This window comes from Mesorhizobium sp. B2-3-14 (assembly GCF_006442175.1).
In the GTDB taxonomy this organism is placed as follows: Bacteria; Pseudomonadota; Alphaproteobacteria; order Rhizobiales; family Rhizobiaceae; genus Mesorhizobium; species Mesorhizobium australicum.
Genome location: NZ_VFVP01000003.1, coordinates 146,814 through 165,316 on the forward strand (window position 1 = coordinate 146,814; position 18,503 = coordinate 165,316).

Genomic DNA, 18,503 nt, shown 5'->3' on the forward strand with positions numbered 1-18,503 from the left:
GGGCATCGAACCGCTGAAATTCGTCGCGGCACGTTCCCCGAGTCGCGGCGCGGAACCGATTTGGAGAAAACATGGCCGACGATATCACCGAGACCAGCCAGACTGTTGCCGCCGGCCAGCTGCGTGCCTTGATCGAGCGCATCGAGCGGCTCGAGGAAGAAAAGAAGACGATCTCCGACGACATCAAGGAAGTCTTCGCCGAAGCCAAGGGCACCGGCTTCGACACCAAGGCAATCCGCACCATCATCCGTCTGCGCAAGAAGGACCAGGCCGAGCGCCAGGAGGAGGACGCCATCCTCGATCTATACATGGCCGCCCTCGGCATGGTGTAAGACTAACCGGCCGGTGCCCGACGCGGTTGCCGGAGATACGGTTCGAACCATGAGCGAATTCGACTTCGGCGGCCGCCGCGCCTCGGAATTCCGCCATCGCGGCTTCTGGTCGCTGTTTGCCGAACGGCATCCGGAGGAAAGAGCCCGGCTGGCGCGACGCGGACCCTGGTTCTGGCAGCGCGGACTGCCCGATTTCGCTCTGGTACTTTCCATGTATGTCGCGCCGGCGCAGAACCATGTCGGTGTCTTCTTCGGCCGCAACGAGAAGTTCGGCGCCACGCAAAGCTGGTCGCGGCTGAAGCCGTTCCGACCAGCGATCGAAGACAGGCTGAAGCTCAGGCCGGAACAAAGCTGCGAAGGCCTTGGCATCAATTCGATGTGGCGCGTCAACTGCTTTGCCGAGGACAACTGGCCTGCCATGACCGACTGGCTGGTGACGGAATGCTCGCGGGTCGAGTGCGCCGTGACCGAAGTGCTGAGGCAGGGGTAAGTGATCGCGGATTTCTTCCGCTCGCGTTGGCTTGGCGAGGTGCCGATCGACCGGCTGTTCTGGCGCGACATGATGCTTGTCGGAACCGCGATCAATATTGCGTCGTCCGCCGGGGCGCTGATCTTGCTTGGGCTGAAGATGCCGCTCGGCCTTGTCCTTGCGGTGCATTTCGCACCGGTGCCCTACAGCATCTTCCTGGCTTTGGCGGTCTGGCGCACGGCTGAGAAGGCCGGCGGTGCCAGGGCTTCCCTCTTCATGCTGGGATCAGCGCTCTGGCTGATCGCCACGATCGTCGTCTGACGAAGCTGCCCGCACGAAAAAGGCGGCCGGAGCCGCCCTTGGCAAGCATTCACGACGCGTTGTTCAGCCGGCCGGCTCGAATTTCAGCGCCACGCCATTGATGCAGTAGCGCAGGCCGGTCGGCGGCGGGCCGTCCTCGAAGACATGGCCGAGATGGCTGCCGCAACGGGCACAATGGCATTCGGTGCGGACCATGCCGTAGCTGCGATCGACGGTGTTCTCGACCGAGCCCGGCACGGGATCGTTGAAGCTCGGCCAGCCGGTGCCGCTCTCGAATTTCAGCGTGGATTGGAACAGCGGCTGGTCGCAGCCGACGCAGGAAAAAGTACCGGCGCGCTTCTCGTACAGCAGGGCACAGCTTCCCGGCCGCTCGGTGCCATGGTTGCGCATGACGGCGTATTGCTCCGGCGTCAGCCGGGCGCGCCATTCGGCGTCGGTGCGGGTGACGGGGTAAGTGTGGGTGTCCATTTGATCTCCTCAGCCTTGGCGGCTCGTTCTTGGTTGCAACCGGATATTCGCAACAAGATAGGGGTTTGTTACAGACCTGCCCAGTCCCGAGCGCTCCGGACATCTCAATGTTTGCGCGACAATTGCCTCGTGGCGCCCTCCAGTCCGGCCAGTGTCAACGGGAACATGCGGCCGCCGAAGATGTCACGGATTATCGCGATCGAATGAGTAAAGCCCCAGTTCTTTTCGCTCTCGGGGTTAAGCCAAACCGCGTTTGGCCATTGCCGCAGCAGCCGGCCGAGCCAGACGGCTCCTGCCTCGGGGTTCCAGTGTTCCACCGAGCCGCCTGGGTGAGCGATCTCGTATGGGCTCATCGAGGCGTCGCCGACGACGATGACCTTATAGTCGGCGCCATATTTATGAATGAGGTCGAAGGTCGAAATCGTCTCGGCATGGCGGCGGCGATTGTCCTTCCACACGCCTTCGTAGAGGCAGTTGTGGAAATAGAAATATTCGAGCTGTCGGAATTCGGCGCGGGCGGCCGAAAATAGCTCCTCGACGCTTTTGATATGATCGTCCATCGAGCCGCCGACATCGAAGAACATCAGGAGCTTCACCGCGTTGCGACGCTCGGGCCGTGTCTGGACGTCGAGATAGCCGTGCTCGGCGGTGGCGTGGATGGTGCCGGGCAGATCGAATTCTTCCTCTGCGCCGTCGCGCACCCAGCGGCGCAGGCGCTTCAGCGCGATCTTGATGTTGCGGGTGCCGAGTTCGACGGCATCGTCGAAATTCCGGAACTCGCGCTTGTCCCAGACTTTCACCGCGCGACGGTTGCGGCTTTCGTTCTGGCCGATGCGCACGCCTTCGGGGTTGTAGCCATAGGCGCCGAAGGGAGAGGTGCCGCCGGTGCCGATCCATTTCGAACCGCCCTGGTGGCGGCCCTTTTGTTCCTCGAGCCGCTGCTTCAGCGTCTCCATCAGCCTGTCGAAACCGCCCAGCGCCTCGACCAGTTTTTTCTCTTCCTCGGTCAGGTGCTTTTCGGCGAGCCGGCGCAGCCATTCCTCGGGAATATTGGCGACGTGGACCGCATCCGGCCCGCCCAGTGCCTCGACGCCCTTGAAGACATGCGCGAAGACCTGGTCGAAGCGGTCGATATGGCGCTCGTCCTTCACCAAAGCGGCACGGGCGAGATAATAAAAACCCTCGACGTCGTAATCGACCAGCCCGGCGTCCAGCCCCTCCAGCAGAGAGAGATATTCCCTGAGCGAGACGGGAACGCGCGCTGCCTTCAGCTCGAGGAAGAAGGGGATGAACATGGCCGGTTACAGCAAATCATACTCGATAAAGCCCGTCCTGCGCGCGACATGGTCGTAGAGCTTGCGGGCGGTGCCATTGGTTTCGTGCGTCATCCAGTAGACGTTCTTCACGCCGATTTTGCCGGCCTCCTGCTTCACCGCCTCGATGAGGGCCGCGCCGATGCCCTTTCCGCGCACATCCGGGTCGGCGAACAGATCCTGCAGGTAGCAGTTGTTTTTCTCGGACCAGCCGGAGCGGTGGTAGAGATAATGGGTGAGACCGACGGCCTTGCCGTCCGATGTGGCGATAAAACCCTTCGGCTCGAACTCGCCTTCGGTGAATAACCGCTTCCAGGTGATGGCATAGACCTCTTCCGGCAGCTTGGTTTCGTAGAAGGTCAGATAATCGGTCCACAGGCGGTGCCAGTCGGCGTGGTCGGATTGCGCGAGCGGGCGGACAACGATCTCAGACATTTTTATCTCCTCCGAAGGGTTCTGGCCGAAGCTGACCTTCTCTTTGGCCCGCGGCAACGGTCCACAGCCGGGAAAGCGCTGCCCTATTGCTGTCTTCTCGCCATGAATGCCAGCCGCTCGAACAGATGCACGTCCTGCTCGTTCTTCAACAGGGCGCCATGCAGTCTGGGCAATGCGTTCTTCGGGTCGGCGCGCAAATCCTCCGGCGCGATGTCGTCGGCGACCAGCAGGCGGATCCAGTCGAGCGCCTCGGAGGTCGATGGCTTCTTCTTCAAGCCTGGCACGTCGCGAATTTCATAGAACTGGGTGAGGGCCGCGCGCACCAGGTTCTGCTTGATGCCGGGATAGTGCACGTCGACGATTCTGTGCAGCGTGTCGACGTCGGGGAAGCGGATGTAGTGGAAGAAGCAGCGGCGCAGGAAAGCGTCCGGCAACTCCTTCTCGTTGTTGGAGGTGATGATGACGATCGGGCGAACGGCGGCACGGATGGTCTCGCCGGTCTCGTAGACGAAGAACTCCATCCGATCGAGTTCCTGCAGCAGGTCGTTGGGGAATTCGATGTCGGCCTTGTCGATCTCGTCGATCAGAAGCACGACCTTCTTGTCGGCCGCGAATGCCTCCCAAAGCTTGCCTCGCTTGATGTAGTTCTTGATGTCGTTGAACCTGACATCGCCGAGCTGGCTGTCGCGCAGCCGCGACACCGCATCGTATTCGTAGAGACCTTGCTGCGCCCGCGTCGTCGATTTGACGTGCCACTCGATCAGCTCGAGGCCGAGTGCCGCCGCCACCTGGCGGGCAAGTTCCGTCTTGCCGGTGCCGGGCTCGCCCTTGACCAGCAAGGGCCGCTCCAGCGCGATCGCCGCGTTGACCGCAACCATCAGATCCTTGTCGGCGACATAGGCCGCCGTGCCTTCGAAACGCATTTTTGCTCCTTGGTTGGTCGTCGCGACCGTAAGGACGCCGCCGCGGCTGTGCAAGGGTGCGGTGCGGATGGCGAATAAAGCCGCCGAGACTGCCTGCGTCACTGGCGCTTGAGACACCGGCGGCCTATATTGGGCAGGACGGTCTGTGCTTCCCGGCAGGAGAACATTTTCCCCGGGGCCTTAACGATCCTTAGGGAGCTGTCCCTGGGAAGACCCGTGGGTTTTCTCACACGGCGCCCACCTACTTTGTAGGTTCCCGGGATCGCTCTCTCCACCGGTTGTGTGGATCGTCACTTGTCGCAAGGCGTCCACGCATCTTGGTGGATGATGCGGTGGAAAACGTCGCACTTGAGACCCCGCACAGCTCTGACCTTTTCTACCTTGGCCGCATGACCTCTCCCAAAGACCTGAAAAAAAAGCTGCGCCTCGAGGCACTCGCCCGCCGCGACGGCCTCGATGCATTCTGGCGGGTGGAGGCTGCGCTCGAAATGGCGGAGACGGCGCGCGACCATCTGGAGATCGGGCCCGGTCAGATCGTCTCCGGCTTCTGGCCGATGCGCTCGGAGGTCGATGTCAGGCCGCTGATGTTCGCCTTGCGAGAGAAGGGCGCACGGCTTTGTCTGCCTGCCATTCTCGACAAGACCACCATCGTCTTTCGCGAACTGGTTCGCGGCGCGCCGATGGTCGACATGGGCTTTGGCACGGTCGGGCCGCATGCCGAGGCCGAAGTTCTCGATCCTTCGGTCGTGCTGGTGCCGCTCGCCGCCTTCGACGTGCGCGGTCACCGCATCGGATATGGCGCTGGCTATTACGACCGGGCGATCGCGAAGCTCGTCGACAAGGGGCTCGCGCCCCGGCTGATCGGCATCGCCTTCGACTGCCAAGAAGTTTCGCAAGTTCCAGACGAACCCCATGACGTCGTCATCCCGGAAATACTCACCGAGAGCGGGTTGCGCCGCTTTGCGCCAAAATTGTAGATAGTTCTTTGAAACGCATGATCTTTGCCGAAAAGTCATGCAACTTTTCGGGATCAGGCATAGATGCGACTTCTTTTCCTCGGGGACATGGTCGGCAAGACGGGCCGCACCGCGGTATGGGAACAACTGCCTGGCCTGATCTCCGACTTCAAGCTCGATTTCGTCATCGTCAACGGCGAGAACGCGGCCGGCGGCTTCGGCATCACCGAAGAGATCTTGCGTGAGACGATCGCGGCGGGCTGCGATGTCGTGACCACCGGCAACCATGTTTGGGACCAGCGCGACGCTCTGGCCTTCGCGCCGCGCGAGCAGCGGTTCCTGCGGCCTTCCAATTTCCCCAAAGGCACGCCCGGGCGCGGCTCCGGTGTCTACATCGCCAAAAACGGCGCGCGCGTGCTGGTCGCCAACATTATGGGCCGGGTGTTCATGCACCCGGAACTCGACGACCCGTTCCAGGCCGGCGAACGCGAGCTTGCCGCCTGTCCGCTCGGCGAGCAGGCGGATGCGGTGGTGATCGACTTCCACGCCGAGGCAACCTCGGAAAAAATGTGCTTCGCGCATTTTGTCGATGGCCGCGCCAGTCTCGTCGTCGGCACTCACACGCACCAGCCCACCGCCGACCACCAGATCCTCAATGGCGGCACCGGGTACCTGTCGGATGCCGGCATGTGCGGTGACTATGATTCCTCGCTCGGCATGGACAAGGAAGAACCGCTCAACCGGTTCCTGTCGAAAGTGCCGAAAGGGCGTTTCGAGGCAGCGACGGGACCGGCGACGTTGTGCGGCGTCGGCGTCGATATTTCCGACCGCACGGGGCTGACCGAGAAGATCGCGCCGTTTCGTCGCGGGCCAAGGCTGGAAGAAACGGCTCCGTCCTTCTGGGCGTGACATTGATATAGGGGGTCGCAGTACCTAATTGCCGGCGACACTGCTCTAGATCGTAGGGGACGACCTCCATGCAGCTTATCGAATTCCTGGCGCCGCATTTTCAATTCGTTTCGGACCCGACCGCCTGGGTCGCGCTGCTGACGCTGGTGGTGCTCGAGATCGTGCTCGGCATCGACAACCTGATCTTCATCTCGATCCTCACCAACAAGCTGCCCGTGGAGCAGAGAGCTCGCGCGCGGCGTCTTGGGATCTCAGCGGCGCTGGTCATGCGCCTGGTGCTGCTCGCCACCATTTCCATCATCGTTCAACTGACGACGCCGGTCTTCACGGCGTTCGGCCACGGCTTCTCCTGGCGCGACCTGATCCTGATCGCCGGCGGTCTGTTCCTGGTGTGGAAGGCGACCAAGGAGATCCACCACACGGTCGATCCCGACGACCATCAGGACACGATGCTAGGCGAAACGCTCAAGATCTCGCTTGCCGGCGCGATCTTCCAGATCCTGCTGCTCGACCTCGTCTTCTCCATCGATTCCATCATCACCGCCGTCGGCATGACCGACGAGATCGCCATCATGTATATCGCGGTCATCGCGGCCGTGACCGTGATGATGCTGGCGGCCGGACCGCTGGCGGACTTCATCGCCAAGAACCCCAGCATCGTCATGCTGGCGCTGGGCTTCCTGCTGATGATCGGCATGACGCTGATCGCCGACGGCATGGGCTATCATGTGCCCAAGGGCTACATCTATGCGGCGATGGGTTTTTCGGCGCTGGTCGAGGGCCTCAACATGCTGGCGCGGCGGCGCAAGAAAGCGAAAACCGGCGACGGCCACTGATACTGGTCGGCCGGGGCGAGCCTAGTGCCCCGGAACACCCTTCGGATGGCGGTCACCCATCAAGCCGAGCGTCAGGCCCTGTTCCAGCCAGGCCTTGGCGCCGGCGAGCACAAGCGCAAAGCCGTCGGTTGAGCCGACCGCTTGTTTCACCTGCTCGTCGCCATTGCCGGCAAAGCCGAAATTGTGGACCTCGAGGAATGTCGCTTCGCCAGGCATTTCGGTGAAGGTCCAGACCACCGTGGTCGGCGGATCGCTCCACGTCATGACGATCTTCTTGTCCCTGACGATCTCGCTGACCTCGACTGCCGTCGAGACCCCATACATGCGCCACTCCCACTGAACCGGTTTGCCGCCATCAAGCCGGCCGCTGCCATGGGTGAACCAGAATTTGGTCGTGATCGCCGGATCGACGACGGCTTCGAAAACCTCAGCGACCGGCCGCCGGATCAGCATGGCGGCTTCGGCTGTCGGTGTCTCACGGATTTCCATGGCGATCTCCTTTCGAATACGCCCTCACCAGGCGTCGGGTTCGCGCACCATATGGATGATGTTGGCCGGGTTGGTGATCCAACCACCTCGGAAACCCCCGTCCAAGGGCTCGACGGCATCGCAACGCACAATTCCCGCCTTGGCCAGATGATCCGCGGCGTCCGGAAAATCCCGCGTGAAAAGCTCCAGCCAGATCTCGGCCTGGCTCATCGTCGGCGCCTCGTCGATCCAAAGCCTGTTGGGACCGAACTCGAAACCGATGGCCGGCGCCTTGGCTGTGAACGGCTTGAGGCCGACGACATCGCGGTAGAAGGCGATCGTCGCTTCGTACTGGTGCGATGGCACCCTCATGGCGATGTTGATGCCGCCGGTGATCTTCGCGGTCATGACTGGGCTCCGTTTTTCAAATGTTGTTTTCGCTGGCGGGTTCGCCCTTCATCTCGCTGCGGTAATAGCCGTCGCGCAGATTGATGCCGTATTCGACATAGGCCTTCATGCAGGCCAGCATCTGCGACCAGCCCTCGCAATTCAGGTAGGACTTCTTCAGGCCGACCGCGCCTTCCTGCCAGCCGCTCTCGGCGATGGTGACGAAGGTGCCGCCATCGTCGAGCGGCTCGAAATTCATCTCGATGCGGGTTTTGTAGGCGGGCTTGCCGTCGGCGTCGGTGGCATCCCAGCGCAGCACGATGCGGCTGTCCTTGACCACTTCGTCGACCTCGACCGGCACCTTGCCCCACCAAACGACACCCGAACCGGCCACCAATGGCGCGCTGGCACCGCCGATGGTGGTGAAATAGCCGCTCAGCTTCTTTGGGTTGACGACCGCGTCGAAGACTTCGGCGACCGGTTTGCCGATGCGCCCTGAAACGCTGAATCCAAGAGACATATCCACAGCTCCTTGCTTGAACGAGCCAACGTTATGTTATAGAAATATAACATGTCAAGCCGATCGCAGGACGACAATGTTTTCAAGGCGCTGGCGCATCCGCGCCGGCGCGAAATGCTGGATCGGTTGAAAGACGAGCCAAAGACCACCGGCATGCTGTGCGAAGCCTTTCCCGATATCGACCGCTGCACGGTCATGCTGCATCTCAAGGTGCTGGAGGAGGCGGACCTGATCGTCGCGCGCCGCGACGGACGCGAGCGCTGGAACCATCTCAATGCGTTGCCGATCAAGCAGATACACGACCGCTGGATCAGCCAGTATGCCGGCCATGCGCTCAGCATCATCGACCGGCTGAAGTCCGATCTGGAAGGGTAGGACAAAGGCCGGGCAAAGCCTGCTTGCCGGGCCGCCGCATGCCGAGTGCCCGGCAACGCGGCGCGGCTGGACGAATTGAGCCGATTTATCTATAAGCCGGCCATTCCGACACAGGGCGCCGTACGTTCACCCGGACGCATCGGGACGCTCTGAAATTGAATTCGAGCCTTTTGCAAAGGCGAGATGACGCATCTCGCGGCAAGACGCTCTAGCCGAACACGACAGGGGTGCCATGGCTGGCCATTCACAGTTCAAGAACATCATGCACCGCAAGGGCCGTCAGGACGCGGTGCGGTCGAAAATGTTTTCCAAGCTGGCGCGCGAAATCACCGTCGCCGCCAAGAGCGGAACGCCGGACCCATCGATGAACCCGCGCCTGCGCCTGGCGATCCAGAACGCCAAGGCGGTGTCGATGCCCAAGGACAACATCCAGCGCGCCATCAACAAGGCCTCGATGGGCGACGCCGAAAACTACGAAGCGGTGCGCTACGAAGGGTATGGGCCTGGTGGCGTCGCCGTGATCGTCGAGGCGCTGACCGACAACCGCAACCGTTCGGCGTCCAATGTGCGCGCCGCCTTCACCAAGGCCGGCGGCGCGCTCGGCGAAACCGGATCGGTGTCGTTCATGTGGGACCGCGCCGGCGAAATCTACTATCCGGCCTCGGCCGGCAGCGCCGACAAGATCATGGATGCGGCGATCGAAGCCGGCGCCGACGATGTCGAATCGGACGAGGAAGGCCACACGATCTATTGCGCCTTCGAGACTCTCGGCGAGGTGTCCAAGGCGCTTGAAACCTCGCTCGGCGAGGCCGAATCGGTCAAGGCGATCTGGAAGCCGCAGAACAATGTCCCGGTCGACGAAGAGCGGGCGCAGTCGCTGATGAAGCTGGTTGCCACGCTCGAGGACGATGACGACGTGCAAAGCGTGTACGCCAACTTCGAAGTCGACGACGAGACGATGGCCAAGCTCAGCGCGGCGTGAGCGAAGGTCGTCCGACATGAGCAAAGCTGAGTTGCCGGCCGTCCGCATCACCTATTGCACGCAGTGCCAGTGGCTGCTGCGTGCCGGCTGGATGGCGCAGGAGCTGCTCTCCACCTTCGGCACCGATCTCGGCGAGGTGAGGCTGGTGCCGGGCACCGGCGGCATCTTCACCATCTCCTGCAATGAAGTGCTGGTCTGGGATCGCAAGCGCGACGGCGGCTTTCCGGACGCGGCCAAACTCAAGCAACTGGTCCGCGACGTGATCGATCCGGATCGGGATCTCGGTCACGCCGACCGCAAAGGCCACAAGGGTGACACGCAGAAAGACCCCGCCTGAGCGGAGTTTTTCTGCGTCTCGTTAGACCTCTTCAGAGCAATGCGAAGATAAAGCACGCCATCGCCACGATGGCGGTAATGGTACGGACGTGGTTCCACATCACCCATTGGCTCATCTGGTTTGCCCACACGGCGGCGCCGTTGCTGCTGGCCGGATCGACGGCGGCGAGCGCATCGTTGAGCGGCACGTTGAAGACCATGGTCACGATAGGGTTGCCGACCAGATAGATCACCGCGCCGGCAAGCAACCAGTAGGTGCCCGACTGGCTCCAGCCCAAGAGAGCGGCGACAATGAGGACGAGGCAGATGAGGCCGGTGCCGAACAGCGCTGTCATGAAGGCCGGGGTGATCACCGTGACGTTGATCGAATTCATCGCGGCGATGCCCGCCGGGACGGGCAGCCGGGCAAGGGCCGCCATGACGAAGTTGGAAAAGGCGAAGAATACGCCACCGACGACGCCCGCGCCGATCGCGGCAATGAAGGTGAGGGTTGGAAGAAGCTTGATCATCTCAGTTGCTCCAGACGCCGGTTGCGGCGGTTTGCTCTCTAAAAATATGAGCATGCCTCACATTTGCAAAACGTGATAAACCCTCGTATTTTGTAAGTCAAGTCGTTCCCGGCGATTTTGCCGGGCGCGTTTGTTGGAGACGGTCATGGAAGGCACGCAAACCAATGAGCGGATCGGTTCGCCGCGCCGAGCGCCAAGCCAGCAGCGCAGCCGCGAGCGGGTCGAGCGCATGCTGGCCGCCGCCTCGGCGCTGATTGCCGAACAAGGCAGCGACGCCATGCGCATGGGCGAGGTGGCGGAGCGGGCTGGGGTGTCGATCGGCTCGCTCTACCAGTTCTTTCCGGACAAGAGGGCGATCGTCTGGGCGCTGGCCGAACGCTACACAGCGGAAAGCCAGGCTTGTATCTCGGCGGCACTCAGGGATGTCAGCGACGCCAAAGGCCTGCGGCAGGCTTTCTCGGAGCTGGTCGATATTTACTACGAGCTGTTCCTGGCCGAGCCGGTGATGCGCGACATCTGGTCGGGCACGCAGGCCGACAAGGCGCTGCGCCAGCTCGAACTCGCCGACAGCCGCGCGAACGCGGAATTTCTGATCGCGGTACTCAAACGCCTTCGGCCCGATGCCGATCCGGTGGCGCTCGACACGACGGCATTCTTGGTCTGGCAGATGGGCGAGGCGGCCATGCGGCTGGCGATCTCGGTAGACAGGCAGGAGGGTGACAGGCTGGTCGCGGCCTACAAGCGCATGGCACTCAGGGAATTGCTGGCCGAATAGGGCCGAAGACCCAGCCTTCGGCCAAGCAACAAAAAACCCGCCACAAGGGCGGGCTTTTTGATCCGCGAAAAGCTCTTCGCCTTAGAGGCCGAAACCTTCGAAGCGCTTCTTGAATTTCGACAGGCGGCCGCCGCGGTCGAGCAGGGTCTGCTGGCCGCCGGTCCAGGCCGGGTGCGTGGTCGGGTCGATATCGAGGTTCATCGTATCGCCTTCCTTGCCCCAGGTCGAACGGGTCGTGTATTCGGTGCCGTCGGTCATGACGACCTTGATGGTGTGGTAGTCGGGATGGATTGCGCTCTTCATGGCTCTGTTCCTGGCTTGCCGGCGCGGCGGACGGGCATAAGCCTGCGTCGATGCGCCTCTTTTTAAAACTCGAAGCCGCAGCTATTGAGGAGTCACGGCTTCTAAAACGGTCGGCGTGCCTATACATCAGCCGGAATTGAATCACAAGGCCGCGGCAAGCGCATATTGAGGCGCATATAAGCTGAAGTGGCTAGAGGAAACACCGAGATGGCGCAATCAAGCAGCGCAGACGAGCGCCGACGCTCGCTCAAGCCGCTCAGGCGCCTGTTTCCGTATATCGCCGGATATCGCACGCTGGTCGTCGGCGCCCTTATCTCACTGGCCATCGCGGCGGCAACGACATTGGCACTGCCGCTGGCCGTCCGGCGCATGATCGACCACGGTTTCTCGTCGGCCAGCACCACCTTCATCGCCGAATATTTCGGCGCCCTCGTGGCGATGGCCGCCGTGCTGGCCGCGGCGTCGGCCGGCCGTTACTATTTCGTCATCACGCTCGGCGAGCGCGTCGTCGCCGACATCAGGCGCGATGTCTTTGCCCATGTGACGACGCTGTCGCCTGCCTTCTTCGACACCGCCCAGTCGGGGGAAATCGTGTCACGGCTGGCCGCCGACACCACGCAGGTCAAGTCGGCGGTAGGCGCCACGGCTTCGGTGGCGCTGCGCAACGTCATCCTCGGCCTCGGCGCGGTGGGCATGATGGTCGTCACCAGCCCGAAACTCTCCGGCCTGGTCATCGGGGCGATCCCCGTGATCGTGCTGCCGCTGGTCGCCTTCGGCCGCTCGGTGCGGCGCAAGTCAAGGCAGGCCCAGGACACGCTTGCCGACGCGACGGCCTATGCCAGCGAGCAGATCGGCGCGGTGCGCACGCTGCAGGCCTTCACCAATGAGAGACTGGTCACCGGACGATTCTCGGGCGCGGTGGAAGCGGCCTTCGAGGCAGCGCGCGCTTCGATCTTCGCGCGCTCCTTCCTCACCTTTTTTGCCATCTTCACCATTTTCTCCTCGGTCGTGGCGGTGCTGTGGTTCGGCTCGCGCGACGTGCTCGACGGCACGATATCGCCTGGCACGCTTGGCCAATTCCTCCTTTATTCGGTGTTCGCCGCCGGCGCGCTCGGCGCGCTGTCGGAAGTCTGGGGCGAACTCGCGCAAGCCGCCGGCGCCGCCGAACGGCTGACCGAGATCCTGGCCGAGACGCCGGCAATCCAGGCGCCGGCCGATCCGAAGCCGCTGCCGGCGGTTGCCAAGGGCGCGATCGTCTTCGAGAATGTGTCCTTCTCCTATCCGGCGAGGCCCGATCGTGCCGCCGTCCACGACCTGAGTTTTCAAGTCATGCCCGGTGAGACGGTGGCCATCGTCGGTCCCTCGGGTGCCGGCAAGAGCACGGTGTTCTCGCTGATCCTGCGCTTCTACGATCCGGAAACCGGCAAGATCCTGATCGACGGCGTCGATGTGCGCGAGGCCGATCCCGTCGTGGTCAGGCAGCGCATCGCCATCGTGCCGCAGGACGTCACCATCTTCGCGGCGAGCGCGCGCGACAATATCGGCTTCGGCCGGCCAGGCGCCAGCGAGGCCGAGATCGAGGCCGCGGCCAAGGACGCACTGGCCGACGAGTTTATCCTCAGGCTCGAGAACGGCTATGACAGCCAGGTCGGCGAGCGTGGCGTGACGCTGTCCGGCGGCCAGCGCCAGCGTGTGGCGATTGCACGTGCCATCCTGCGCGACGCGCCGATCCTGCTGCTCGACGAGGCCACCTCGGCCCTCGACGCCGAAAGCGAGACGCTGGTGCAGACCGCGCTCGAGCGGCTGATGCGGGGGCGCACCACCATCGTCATCGCCCACCGGCTGGCGACGGTGCTGAAGGCCAACAGGATCCTGGTCATGGATGGCGGCCGCATCGTCGAGGAAGGCACGCATCAGAGCCTGGTCGCCAAGGGTGGCATCTATGCCAGGCTCGCCAAGCTGCAGTTCGAGACCGGCGCCAGCGCCTTCAGGGGCGCGGCGGAGTAGCAGGTTCAGTTCGCCTCGGCGTAACGAAAATTGTCGTCCCAGGCGGCATCTCAGCCCCCGTAGCGCTGCCTCAAATGGTTGACGAAATGCTTGGCGTTGAGCTTTTCGCCGGTGGTGCGCTCAAGCAGGTCCGGCGTCGACCAGCGCGACCCCTGCGACCAGATTTTCTCGCGGCGCCAACCGTTGATCGCCTCGAAATTCCCCTTTGCAAGATCTTCGTCGGCTGAAGGATGCTCGCGCGTCAGCGCGGCCCATTGCTGCGCCGCCATCATCGCGCCCAGCGTATAGGACGGGAAATAACCGAAGGCGGCACCCGGCCAATGGACGTCCTGCATCGGCCCGTCGGCGGGGTTGTCGATGGTCGAGAGACCAAGATAGTCGCGCATCCTGGCATCCCAGGCTTCGGGCAGGTCAGCCACTTCGAGGCTGCCCGAAACAAGCTCCTGCTCCAGTTCGTAGCGCAGGATGACATGCAAGGGATAGGTCACCTCGTCGGCGTCGACGCGGATTAGGCCGCGTTCGACACGATGCACATGCGGCAGGATATCGTCGAGCGACCAGGCTTCGCCGAGATGCTTCTCCACCACCGGCAGCGCCCAGCGCCAGAAGGCAGGATTGCGCCCGATCTGCTTTTCGACGAACAGGCTCTGGCTCTCATGCACGGCCATGCCGCGGGCCTTGCCGAGCGGCCAGTGCGCCCACGCCTTGGGTAAGTTCTGTTCGTAGAGCGCATGACCGGTCTCGTGCAGCACGCCCATCAGCGCCGACAGGAAATCCGAGGTCTTGTAGCGCGTGGTGATGCGCACGTCGCTGGGCACGCCGCCGCAGAACGGATGGTGCGATACCGACAGTGAGCCGTGCGTCAGGTCGAAGCCGACCGCCGCCATCATGGCAAGGCCGAGTTCGCGCTGCCGGTCGATGGCATAGGTACCCGAAAGCGGCTTCAGCGGATGCTTGCGCAGCCGCGCTTCCTGGATCGCCAGCGCCTCCGGCACGAAGCCCTTGAGGAAGGCCTTGAGGTCGGCGAAGACGGGCGTGATGTCGGCCGTGCGATTGCCGGGATCGTATTGTTCCATCAGCGCGTCATAGGGGGCAAGGCCGAGCACGTCGGAGCGCAGGGCGGCCTCGTCGCGCACCAGCGCCACCACGCCTTCAAGCGCCGGCTGAAAACCCGCCCAATCGTTCTTGGCGCGCAGGGCGCGCCACAATTGCTCGCAGCGCATGCGCGCCGTCGTCTGGCGCTCGACGAATTCGACCGGCAGGCAGGTCAGGTTGGTGTATTGCCGCCGCAGCTCGGCGAGAGCCGCCCGCTGCTCATCGTCCAATTCCTCGCCTTCGGCCGCGGCGATCCAGTCCGATATTTCCGGCGCGGTCGCCCTGGTGTGATACATGCCGGCAAGGGCCGCCATCGCCTCGGCGCGCTTCTCGCCACCGCCGACGGCCATGTGGGTCGCCTCATCGGCGCCGAGGATGGCCAGCGCGTGCTCAAGCGCTTCGAGCTTGCGGCCGAGATCGTCGAGTTTGTGAAAGGACATGGCGGCTTCCGTGGTTGGGGACGGGGCGAAAAGACACCAACGCAAAAGCATTGGCAACCCTCGGATACCATCCGGCAGATGCAGCTTGCGCAAGCGAGGTTGGGCATGAAATGCTGCCGGCGATGGATGAAGGGGGAGCAGAATGATCGGCAACATCCTGGTCGGGCTGGTGGCCTTGATCCATGTCTACATCGTCTATCTCGAGATGGTGCTTTGGGACACGCCGCGCGGGCACAAGACATTCCGCCTGACCCCGGAATTCGCCGGCGCCTCCAAAGTGCTCGCCGCCAATCAGGGTCTCTATAACGGCTTTCTCGCCGCCGGCCTGATCTGGGGGCTTTACCTCGGCGCCGCCGGTTTCCAGGTCAAGGTCTTCTTCCTGTTGTGCGTGGCCATTGCCGGTCTCTATGGCGCGGCGACGGTCGGCCGCAAGATCCTGTACATCCAGACCATGCCGGCGGTGGTCGCCCTGGTCGCGGCCTGGCTCGGTTGGTAGGCAGGATGGGCTGGTAAGGAAAAAAGGACGCCAGCGGGATTGGGGTCCCGAAGGCGTCAATGGGTCCCTTCCCCGAGGAGGTTTCCAGGCCGGAATAGCCTCAGCCGTTCGGATAGTTTCCGCCGTCGGCGCCATCACCCATCAGGAAACCGCTGCCGGTGTCGATCATCAGGCGTTGATCCACATTGTCGAGCCGGCGCAGCAGGTCATGGTATTGCGCGGCCGGGATCCTGCCGTGATCCGACGCGGCTATCCTCTCGGCGACCTGACTGATACGGGCGGTGCGCATTTCCAGGCGCTCCGCGACGGCCGGAGTGATGTGGTTGGCTTGCCTGGCGTCGACGATGCCCTGATGAACACCCTGGACCTGCTGAACGAGCGCCTCGACACGGGGGCCTGCCATGTCGGTGGGGGCGGTCGCATCGAGAGCGCCCTTGTGGTGGCCAGCGGCATAGGCGCCGGCAAGCGGGACGGCAATGAGAATTGCGGCAAGCGTTGCAGTCTTGAGAGATGCTGATGGGCGCATGATGCGCTTCCTCCTGCTGGGAAGGGAGAGCGGCCGCGCCGCCTCGCCTCCCGACCATTTTGGGTCGTCCAGTCCCGTCGCGTCGCGATGGGAGGCATCGCCGGCGGTTCTCGGCCCTGCGCAGCAAGCTAGGAGCGCTTCGGCGCGAAGTGTAATTAAAAAAAGATAATCTTTTCAGGCCTTGCCGGCCGATTCCTGCGCCCTAGAGTTGAGCCGGCGAACAATTTCGCGTGAGTTCGCGTGATCATGGATCAACGTTCGGTGAGCTTCAGTTCAATGCGGCGGTTCTTGTTGCGCGCCTCTTCCGTGTCGGCGGGATCGAGCGGCTGGAATTCCCCGAAGCCGGCGGCGACGAGCCGGTTGGCCGGCACGCCATTCTCGATCAGGAACTTGACCACCGAGGTCGAGCGCGCCGTCGACAGTTCCCAATTGTCGCGATAACGGCCGGTGCCGGACAGCGGCTTGTTGTCGGTGTGGCCGTCCACGCGCAGCACCCAGTTGATCTCCGGCGGGATCTCTTTCTGCAGTTCGATGATGGCGTCGGCGAGCTTCTTCATCTCGACCTTGCCGGCATCGTTGATCACTTCGGATCCGGTCGGGAACAGAACCTCCGACTGGAACACGAAGCGGTCGCCGACGATGCGGATGTTCTCGCGATCGGCCAGGATTTCGCGCAGACGTCCGAAGAAATCGGAACGGTAGCGGTTCAGTTCCTGCACACGCTGCGCCAGCGCCACGTTCAGGCGACGGCCGAGATCGGCGATCTTGGTGTTGGAATCGCGGTCGCGCGTTTCGGAGACGTTGAGGGCATCCTCGAGCGCGCCGATCTGCTTGCGCAATGCCGCGATCTGCTGGTTGAGGATCTCGACCTGGCTCAGCGCCTGCTGGCTGATCTGGCGCTGGTTGTCCAGTTCGCCGCCCAGCGCCGCGGCTCGCTGGTTGGCGGCGTCGCCGGCACCCGCACCTTGCGCCAGCAACTGTTCGAGCCGGCTCTTCTCCGCCTCCGCCGCCGACAGCGACGCCTGCAGGTTGGCCAGCGAATCGTCCTTGTCCTGCGCCGTCGAGCGCTCCAGCGCCAGAAGCTGGGTCAGTTCGTTGATCTGCGAATTGAGGCGCGACAGCGCCGTGTCCTTGCCGGAGATTTCGCGCCCGAGCAGGAACTGCGCCAACACGAAGACGGTGAGCAGGAACATGATGGCGAGCAACAGCGTCGAAAGCGCGTCGACGAAGCCCGGCCAATAGTCGATGCGGCGATCGGTACGCCGGCCCCTGGCAAGCGCCATGCTAGTGCACCCCGGGCTTCTTCAGCGCGTCGGCGATCTTTTCCAGCGTGTTGCGCATCGCCTTTTGTTCGTCCGACTGGGCTTCGACCCAGTCGCGCATGATCTGCTGTTCGGAGCGCATGTTCTTGACCAAGCCGGAAATGCCGTCGGCGAGATTGGCCATGGCGGTGGCGACGCGCGGGTTGGAGCCGCCGCCATTCTCCTGCATGCTGCGCAGCCGCTCCGACAGGACGCGGATCTCGTCGGAAGAGTCGGCCTTGGCCGGGTCGGAAACGACGATGTCGGACGACAGATCCGTAACCGAGGATAGCCAGTTCTCGAGCTCGGTGTAGAAGCGCGTCTGGGCGCGGCCGGCCTGCAAGTCGAGGAAGCCGAGCACGAGCGAGCCGGACAGGCCGAACAGCGAGGATGAGAAGGCTGTGCCCATGCCGGCCAGCGGCGCCGACAGGCCCTGTTTCAGCGAATCGAGCACCGCGGCGGCGTCACCCGTGCCGGGATCGAGCGATTCGATGGTCTCGCGGATCGAGCCGATCGTATTCAGCAGGCCCCAGAAAGTGCCAAGCAGGCCGAGGAACACCAAAAGGCCCACAAGGTAGCGCGAGGTGTCGCGGCTTTCGTCGAGGCGGGTGGCGATGGAATCGAGCATTGTGCGCATCGATGAGGTCGAAAAGGCCATGGACGAGGAACGGCCGATCATCGCCTTCATCGGCGCCAGCAGCACCGGTTCGGTGGTTTCGGAGCCGGCTCGGAAAGAGTTGACCCAGCGGACCTCGCGAAACAGCCGCCCGACCTGCGTGAAGGCCAGCAGGATACCGACGACGAGCACGCCGACGATCAGGCCGTTAAGGCCGGGGTTGGTGACGAAAGCGGTGGTGACCTGGCGGGTCAGGATGGCGGCGATGAAAGCGACGATGGCCAGGAAGATGACCATGGTCAGCAGGAAGACCTGCGGACTGGACAGTTTATGCGGGTCGTAGATCAGCACGTCGGAGCGCCTGCCCATGCCGAAGGATCTGAGAAAAGCCATCCGTGCCCCGTT

The 18,503-nt window shown here is 63.1% G+C and carries 25 protein-coding genes and 1 other RNA gene; 13 read left to right on the forward strand and 13 right to left on the reverse strand.

Annotated features, from left to right (window positions below; genetic code table 11):
* The first annotated feature begins 71 nt into the window (after window positions 1–71).
* From FJ950_RS09495 to FJ950_RS09505, 3 genes are read left to right on the forward strand one after another with little or no spacing between them, the layout of a single operon-like run.
* Window positions 72–332 (forward strand): DUF2312 domain-containing protein, encoded by a 261-nt coding sequence (locus FJ950_RS09495; RefSeq protein ID WP_015315223.1) that lies wholly within the window; start codon window positions 72–74, stop codon window positions 330–332.
* A 49-nt stretch (window positions 333–381) separates the two neighbouring features.
* Window positions 382–822 (forward strand): hypothetical protein, encoded by a 441-nt coding sequence (locus FJ950_RS09500; protein WP_140616613.1) that lies wholly within the window; start codon window positions 382–384, stop codon window positions 820–822.
* On the forward strand, window positions 823–1,122 hold the full coding sequence (locus FJ950_RS09505; protein WP_140616614.1) for a hypothetical protein: 300 nt from the start codon (window positions 823–825) through the stop codon (window positions 1,120–1,122).
* 63 nt (window positions 1,123–1,185) lie between these two features.
* Here the strand turns inward: FJ950_RS09505 and msrB are convergent, their stop codons facing one another.
* The 4 genes from msrB to FJ950_RS09525 form a co-directional block, all read right to left on the reverse strand.
* A complete protein-coding gene (gene msrB, locus FJ950_RS09510; RefSeq protein WP_015315226.1) occupies window positions 1,186–1,590 on the reverse strand; it encodes a peptide-methionine (R)-S-oxide reductase MsrB in 405 nt (134 codons plus the stop codon).
* A gap of 104 nt (window positions 1,591–1,694) precedes the next feature.
* Complete coding sequence (locus FJ950_RS09515; protein WP_140616615.1) at window positions 1,695–2,885, reverse strand: VWA domain-containing protein; 1,191 nt, start codon at window positions 2,883–2,885, stop codon at window positions 1,695–1,697.
* A gap of 6 nt (window positions 2,886–2,891) precedes the next feature.
* Window positions 2,892–3,338, reverse strand: a complete 447-nt coding sequence (locus tag FJ950_RS09520; RefSeq protein ID WP_140616616.1) for a GNAT family N-acetyltransferase — start codon at window positions 3,336–3,338, stop codon at window positions 2,892–2,894.
* Window positions 3,339–3,421: 83 nt separating this feature from the next.
* Window positions 3,422–4,261 (reverse strand): MoxR family ATPase, encoded by an 840-nt coding sequence (locus FJ950_RS09525; protein ID WP_140616617.1) that lies wholly within the window; start codon window positions 4,259–4,261, stop codon window positions 3,422–3,424.
* Window positions 4,262–4,398: 137 nt separating this feature from the next.
* On the opposite strand from FJ950_RS09525, the gene ssrS reads away from it, so the two are divergent.
* The 4 genes from ssrS (at window position 4,399) to FJ950_RS09545 (ending at window position 6,962) form a co-directional block, all read left to right on the forward strand.
* Window positions 4,399–4,554: non-coding RNA, 6S RNA (ssrS, locus tag FJ950_RS09530), on the forward strand.
* 96 nt (window positions 4,555–4,650) lie between these two features.
* Window positions 4,651–5,238, forward strand: coding sequence for a 5-formyltetrahydrofolate cyclo-ligase (locus FJ950_RS09535; protein ID WP_140616889.1), 588 nt, complete (start codon window positions 4,651–4,653; stop codon window positions 5,236–5,238).
* 63 nt (window positions 5,239–5,301) lie between these two features.
* The gene (locus FJ950_RS09540) at window positions 5,302–6,126 is read left to right on the forward strand and encodes a YmdB family metallophosphoesterase (protein WP_015315231.1); all 825 of its coding nucleotides are present in this window, start codon (window positions 5,302–5,304) and stop codon (window positions 6,124–6,126) included.
* A 68-nt stretch (window positions 6,127–6,194) separates the two neighbouring features.
* Entirely contained in the window at window positions 6,195–6,962 is a 768-nt protein-coding gene (locus FJ950_RS09545) for a TerC family protein (RefSeq protein WP_015315232.1), read from the forward strand.
* A 21-nt stretch (window positions 6,963–6,983) separates the two neighbouring features.
* Here the strand turns inward: FJ950_RS09545 and FJ950_RS09550 are convergent, their stop codons facing one another.
* From FJ950_RS09550 to FJ950_RS09560, 3 genes are read right to left on the reverse strand one after another with little or no spacing between them, the layout of a single operon-like run.
* Window positions 6,984–7,451: an SRPBCC family protein gene (locus FJ950_RS09550; protein ID WP_140616618.1), complete on the reverse strand. Its 468-nt coding sequence runs from the start codon at window positions 7,449–7,451 to the stop codon at window positions 6,984–6,986.
* A gap of 24 nt (window positions 7,452–7,475) precedes the next feature.
* The gene (locus tag FJ950_RS09555) at window positions 7,476–7,838 is read right to left on the reverse strand and encodes a VOC family protein (protein ID WP_140616619.1); all 363 of its coding nucleotides are present in this window, start codon (window positions 7,836–7,838) and stop codon (window positions 7,476–7,478) included.
* A gap of 16 nt (window positions 7,839–7,854) precedes the next feature.
* On the reverse strand, window positions 7,855–8,337 hold the full coding sequence (locus FJ950_RS09560; protein WP_140616620.1) for an SRPBCC domain-containing protein: 483 nt from the start codon (window positions 8,335–8,337) through the stop codon (window positions 7,855–7,857).
* A gap of 51 nt (window positions 8,338–8,388) precedes the next feature.
* Here FJ950_RS09560 and FJ950_RS09565 point away from each other — a divergent pair, with 51 nt between their 5' ends.
* The 3 genes from FJ950_RS09565 (at window position 8,389) to FJ950_RS09575 (ending at window position 10,031) form a co-directional block, all read left to right on the forward strand.
* A complete protein-coding gene (locus FJ950_RS09565) occupies window positions 8,389–8,712 on the forward strand; it encodes a helix-turn-helix domain-containing protein (protein ID WP_140616621.1) in 324 nt (107 codons plus the stop codon).
* Between the two features lie 232 nt (window positions 8,713–8,944).
* Window positions 8,945–9,694: a YebC/PmpR family DNA-binding transcriptional regulator gene (locus FJ950_RS09570; RefSeq protein ID WP_023771706.1), complete on the forward strand. Its 750-nt coding sequence runs from the start codon at window positions 8,945–8,947 to the stop codon at window positions 9,692–9,694.
* 16 nt (window positions 9,695–9,710) lie between these two features.
* Window positions 9,711–10,031: a SelT/SelW/SelH family protein gene (locus FJ950_RS09575; protein WP_140616622.1), complete on the forward strand. Its 321-nt coding sequence runs from the start codon at window positions 9,711–9,713 to the stop codon at window positions 10,029–10,031.
* A 31-nt stretch (window positions 10,032–10,062) separates the two neighbouring features.
* Here the strand turns inward: FJ950_RS09575 and FJ950_RS09580 are convergent, their stop codons facing one another.
* The gene (locus FJ950_RS09580) at window positions 10,063–10,539 is read right to left on the reverse strand and encodes a DUF1772 domain-containing protein (RefSeq protein ID WP_140616623.1); all 477 of its coding nucleotides are present in this window, start codon (window positions 10,537–10,539) and stop codon (window positions 10,063–10,065) included.
* Between the two features lie 145 nt (window positions 10,540–10,684).
* Here FJ950_RS09580 and FJ950_RS09585 point away from each other — a divergent pair, with 145 nt between their 5' ends.
* A complete protein-coding gene (locus FJ950_RS09585; protein ID WP_140616624.1) occupies window positions 10,685–11,314 on the forward strand; it encodes a TetR/AcrR family transcriptional regulator in 630 nt (209 codons plus the stop codon).
* Between the two features lie 81 nt (window positions 11,315–11,395).
* Here the strand turns inward: FJ950_RS09585 and rpmE are convergent, their stop codons facing one another.
* Entirely contained in the window at window positions 11,396–11,617 is a 222-nt protein-coding gene (rpmE, locus tag FJ950_RS09590; protein ID WP_010912060.1) for a 50S ribosomal protein L31, read from the reverse strand.
* Window positions 11,618–11,824: 207 nt separating this feature from the next.
* Here rpmE and FJ950_RS09595 point away from each other — a divergent pair, with 207 nt between their 5' ends.
* Window positions 11,825–13,624, forward strand: coding sequence for an ABC transporter transmembrane domain-containing protein (locus tag FJ950_RS09595; protein ID WP_140616625.1), 1,800 nt, complete (start codon window positions 11,825–11,827; stop codon window positions 13,622–13,624).
* A gap of 50 nt (window positions 13,625–13,674) precedes the next feature.
* Here FJ950_RS09595 and FJ950_RS09600 read toward each other — a convergent pair whose 3' ends face one another.
* The gene (locus tag FJ950_RS09600; protein ID WP_140616626.1) at window positions 13,675–15,159 is read right to left on the reverse strand and encodes a carboxypeptidase M32; all 1,485 of its coding nucleotides are present in this window, start codon (window positions 15,157–15,159) and stop codon (window positions 13,675–13,677) included.
* Window positions 15,160–15,301: 142 nt separating this feature from the next.
* Between FJ950_RS09600 and FJ950_RS09605 the strand changes: the two genes are divergently transcribed.
* A complete protein-coding gene (locus tag FJ950_RS09605) occupies window positions 15,302–15,655 on the forward strand; it encodes a DUF1304 domain-containing protein (RefSeq protein WP_140616627.1) in 354 nt (117 codons plus the stop codon).
* A gap of 100 nt (window positions 15,656–15,755) precedes the next feature.
* On the opposite strand, the gene FJ950_RS09610 is transcribed toward FJ950_RS09605, so the two are convergent.
* From FJ950_RS09610 to FJ950_RS09620, 3 genes are all read right to left on the reverse strand, one after another.
* Window positions 15,756–16,181 carry a hypothetical protein gene (locus FJ950_RS09610; protein ID WP_140616628.1) on the reverse strand — a complete coding sequence of 142 codons (426 nt, stop codon included), beginning with the start codon at window positions 16,179–16,181 and terminating at the stop codon, window positions 15,756–15,758.
* Between the two features lie 251 nt (window positions 16,182–16,432).
* Window positions 16,433–17,464 (reverse strand): peptidoglycan -binding protein, encoded by a 1,032-nt coding sequence (locus FJ950_RS09615; protein ID WP_023771699.1) that lies wholly within the window; start codon window positions 17,462–17,464, stop codon window positions 16,433–16,435.
* A 1-nt stretch (window position 17,465) separates the two neighbouring features.
* Window positions 17,466–18,491, reverse strand: a complete 1,026-nt coding sequence (locus FJ950_RS09620) for a MotA/TolQ/ExbB proton channel family protein (protein WP_041163650.1) — start codon at window positions 18,489–18,491, stop codon at window positions 17,466–17,468.
* Window positions 18,492–18,503: the final 12 nt, after the last annotated feature.

Excerpts from the sequence above, each read along its gene's own strand:
- FJ950_RS09525 (WP_140616617.1), bottom strand. The coding sequence starts at position 4,261 with ATGCGTTTCGAAGGCACGGCGGCCTATGTCGCCGACAAGGATCTGATG.
- FJ950_RS09580 (WP_140616623.1), bottom strand. The coding sequence starts at position 10,539 with ATGATCAAGCTTCTTCCAACCCTCACCTTCATTGCCGCGATCGGCGCG.
- FJ950_RS09595 (WP_140616625.1), top strand. The coding sequence starts at position 11,825 with ATGGCGCAATCAAGCAGCGCAGACGAGCGCCGACGCTCGCTCAAGCCG.
- FJ950_RS09615 (WP_023771699.1), bottom strand. The coding sequence starts at position 17,464 with ATGGCGCTTGCCAGGGGCCGGCGTACCGATCGCCGCATCGACTATTGG.
- FJ950_RS09515 (WP_140616615.1), bottom strand. The coding sequence starts at position 2,885 with ATGTTCATCCCCTTCTTCCTCGAGCTGAAGGCAGCGCGCGTTCCCGTC.
- FJ950_RS09495 (WP_015315223.1), top strand. The coding sequence starts at position 72 with ATGGCCGACGATATCACCGAGACCAGCCAGACTGTTGCCGCCGGCCAG.
- FJ950_RS09520 (WP_140616616.1), bottom strand. The coding sequence starts at position 3,338 with ATGTCTGAGATCGTTGTCCGCCCGCTCGCGCAATCCGACCACGCCGAC.
- FJ950_RS09540 (WP_015315231.1), top strand. The coding sequence starts at position 5,302 with ATGCGACTTCTTTTCCTCGGGGACATGGTCGGCAAGACGGGCCGCACC.
- FJ950_RS09600 (WP_140616626.1), bottom strand. The coding sequence starts at position 15,159 with ATGTCCTTTCACAAACTCGACGATCTCGGCCGCAAGCTCGAAGCGCTT.
- FJ950_RS09535 (WP_140616889.1), top strand. The coding sequence starts at position 4,651 with ATGACCTCTCCCAAAGACCTGAAAAAAAAGCTGCGCCTCGAGGCACTC.
- FJ950_RS09565 (WP_140616621.1), top strand. The coding sequence starts at position 8,389 with ATGTCAAGCCGATCGCAGGACGACAATGTTTTCAAGGCGCTGGCGCAT.
- msrB (WP_015315226.1), bottom strand. The coding sequence starts at position 1,590 with ATGGACACCCACACTTACCCCGTCACCCGCACCGACGCCGAATGGCGC.
- FJ950_RS09550 (WP_140616618.1), bottom strand. The coding sequence starts at position 7,451 with ATGGAAATCCGTGAGACACCGACAGCCGAAGCCGCCATGCTGATCCGG.
- FJ950_RS09575 (WP_140616622.1), top strand. The coding sequence starts at position 9,711 with ATGAGCAAAGCTGAGTTGCCGGCCGTCCGCATCACCTATTGCACGCAG.
- FJ950_RS09555 (WP_140616619.1), bottom strand. The coding sequence starts at position 7,838 with ATGACCGCGAAGATCACCGGCGGCATCAACATCGCCATGAGGGTGCCA.
- FJ950_RS09500 (WP_140616613.1), top strand. The coding sequence starts at position 382 with ATGAGCGAATTCGACTTCGGCGGCCGCCGCGCCTCGGAATTCCGCCAT.
- FJ950_RS09560 (WP_140616620.1), bottom strand. The coding sequence starts at position 8,337 with ATGTCTCTTGGATTCAGCGTTTCAGGGCGCATCGGCAAACCGGTCGCC.
- FJ950_RS09605 (WP_140616627.1), top strand. The coding sequence starts at position 15,302 with ATGATCGGCAACATCCTGGTCGGGCTGGTGGCCTTGATCCATGTCTAC.
- FJ950_RS09545 (WP_015315232.1), top strand. The coding sequence starts at position 6,195 with ATGCAGCTTATCGAATTCCTGGCGCCGCATTTTCAATTCGTTTCGGAC.
- FJ950_RS09585 (WP_140616624.1), top strand. The coding sequence starts at position 10,685 with ATGGAAGGCACGCAAACCAATGAGCGGATCGGTTCGCCGCGCCGAGCG.
- rpmE (WP_010912060.1), bottom strand. The coding sequence starts at position 11,617 with ATGAAGAGCGCAATCCATCCCGACTACCACACCATCAAGGTCGTCATG.
- FJ950_RS09620 (WP_041163650.1), bottom strand. The coding sequence starts at position 18,491 with ATGGCTTTTCTCAGATCCTTCGGCATGGGCAGGCGCTCCGACGTGCTG.
- FJ950_RS09570 (WP_023771706.1), top strand. The coding sequence starts at position 8,945 with ATGGCTGGCCATTCACAGTTCAAGAACATCATGCACCGCAAGGGCCGT.
- FJ950_RS09610 (WP_140616628.1), bottom strand. The coding sequence starts at position 16,181 with ATGCGCCCATCAGCATCTCTCAAGACTGCAACGCTTGCCGCAATTCTC.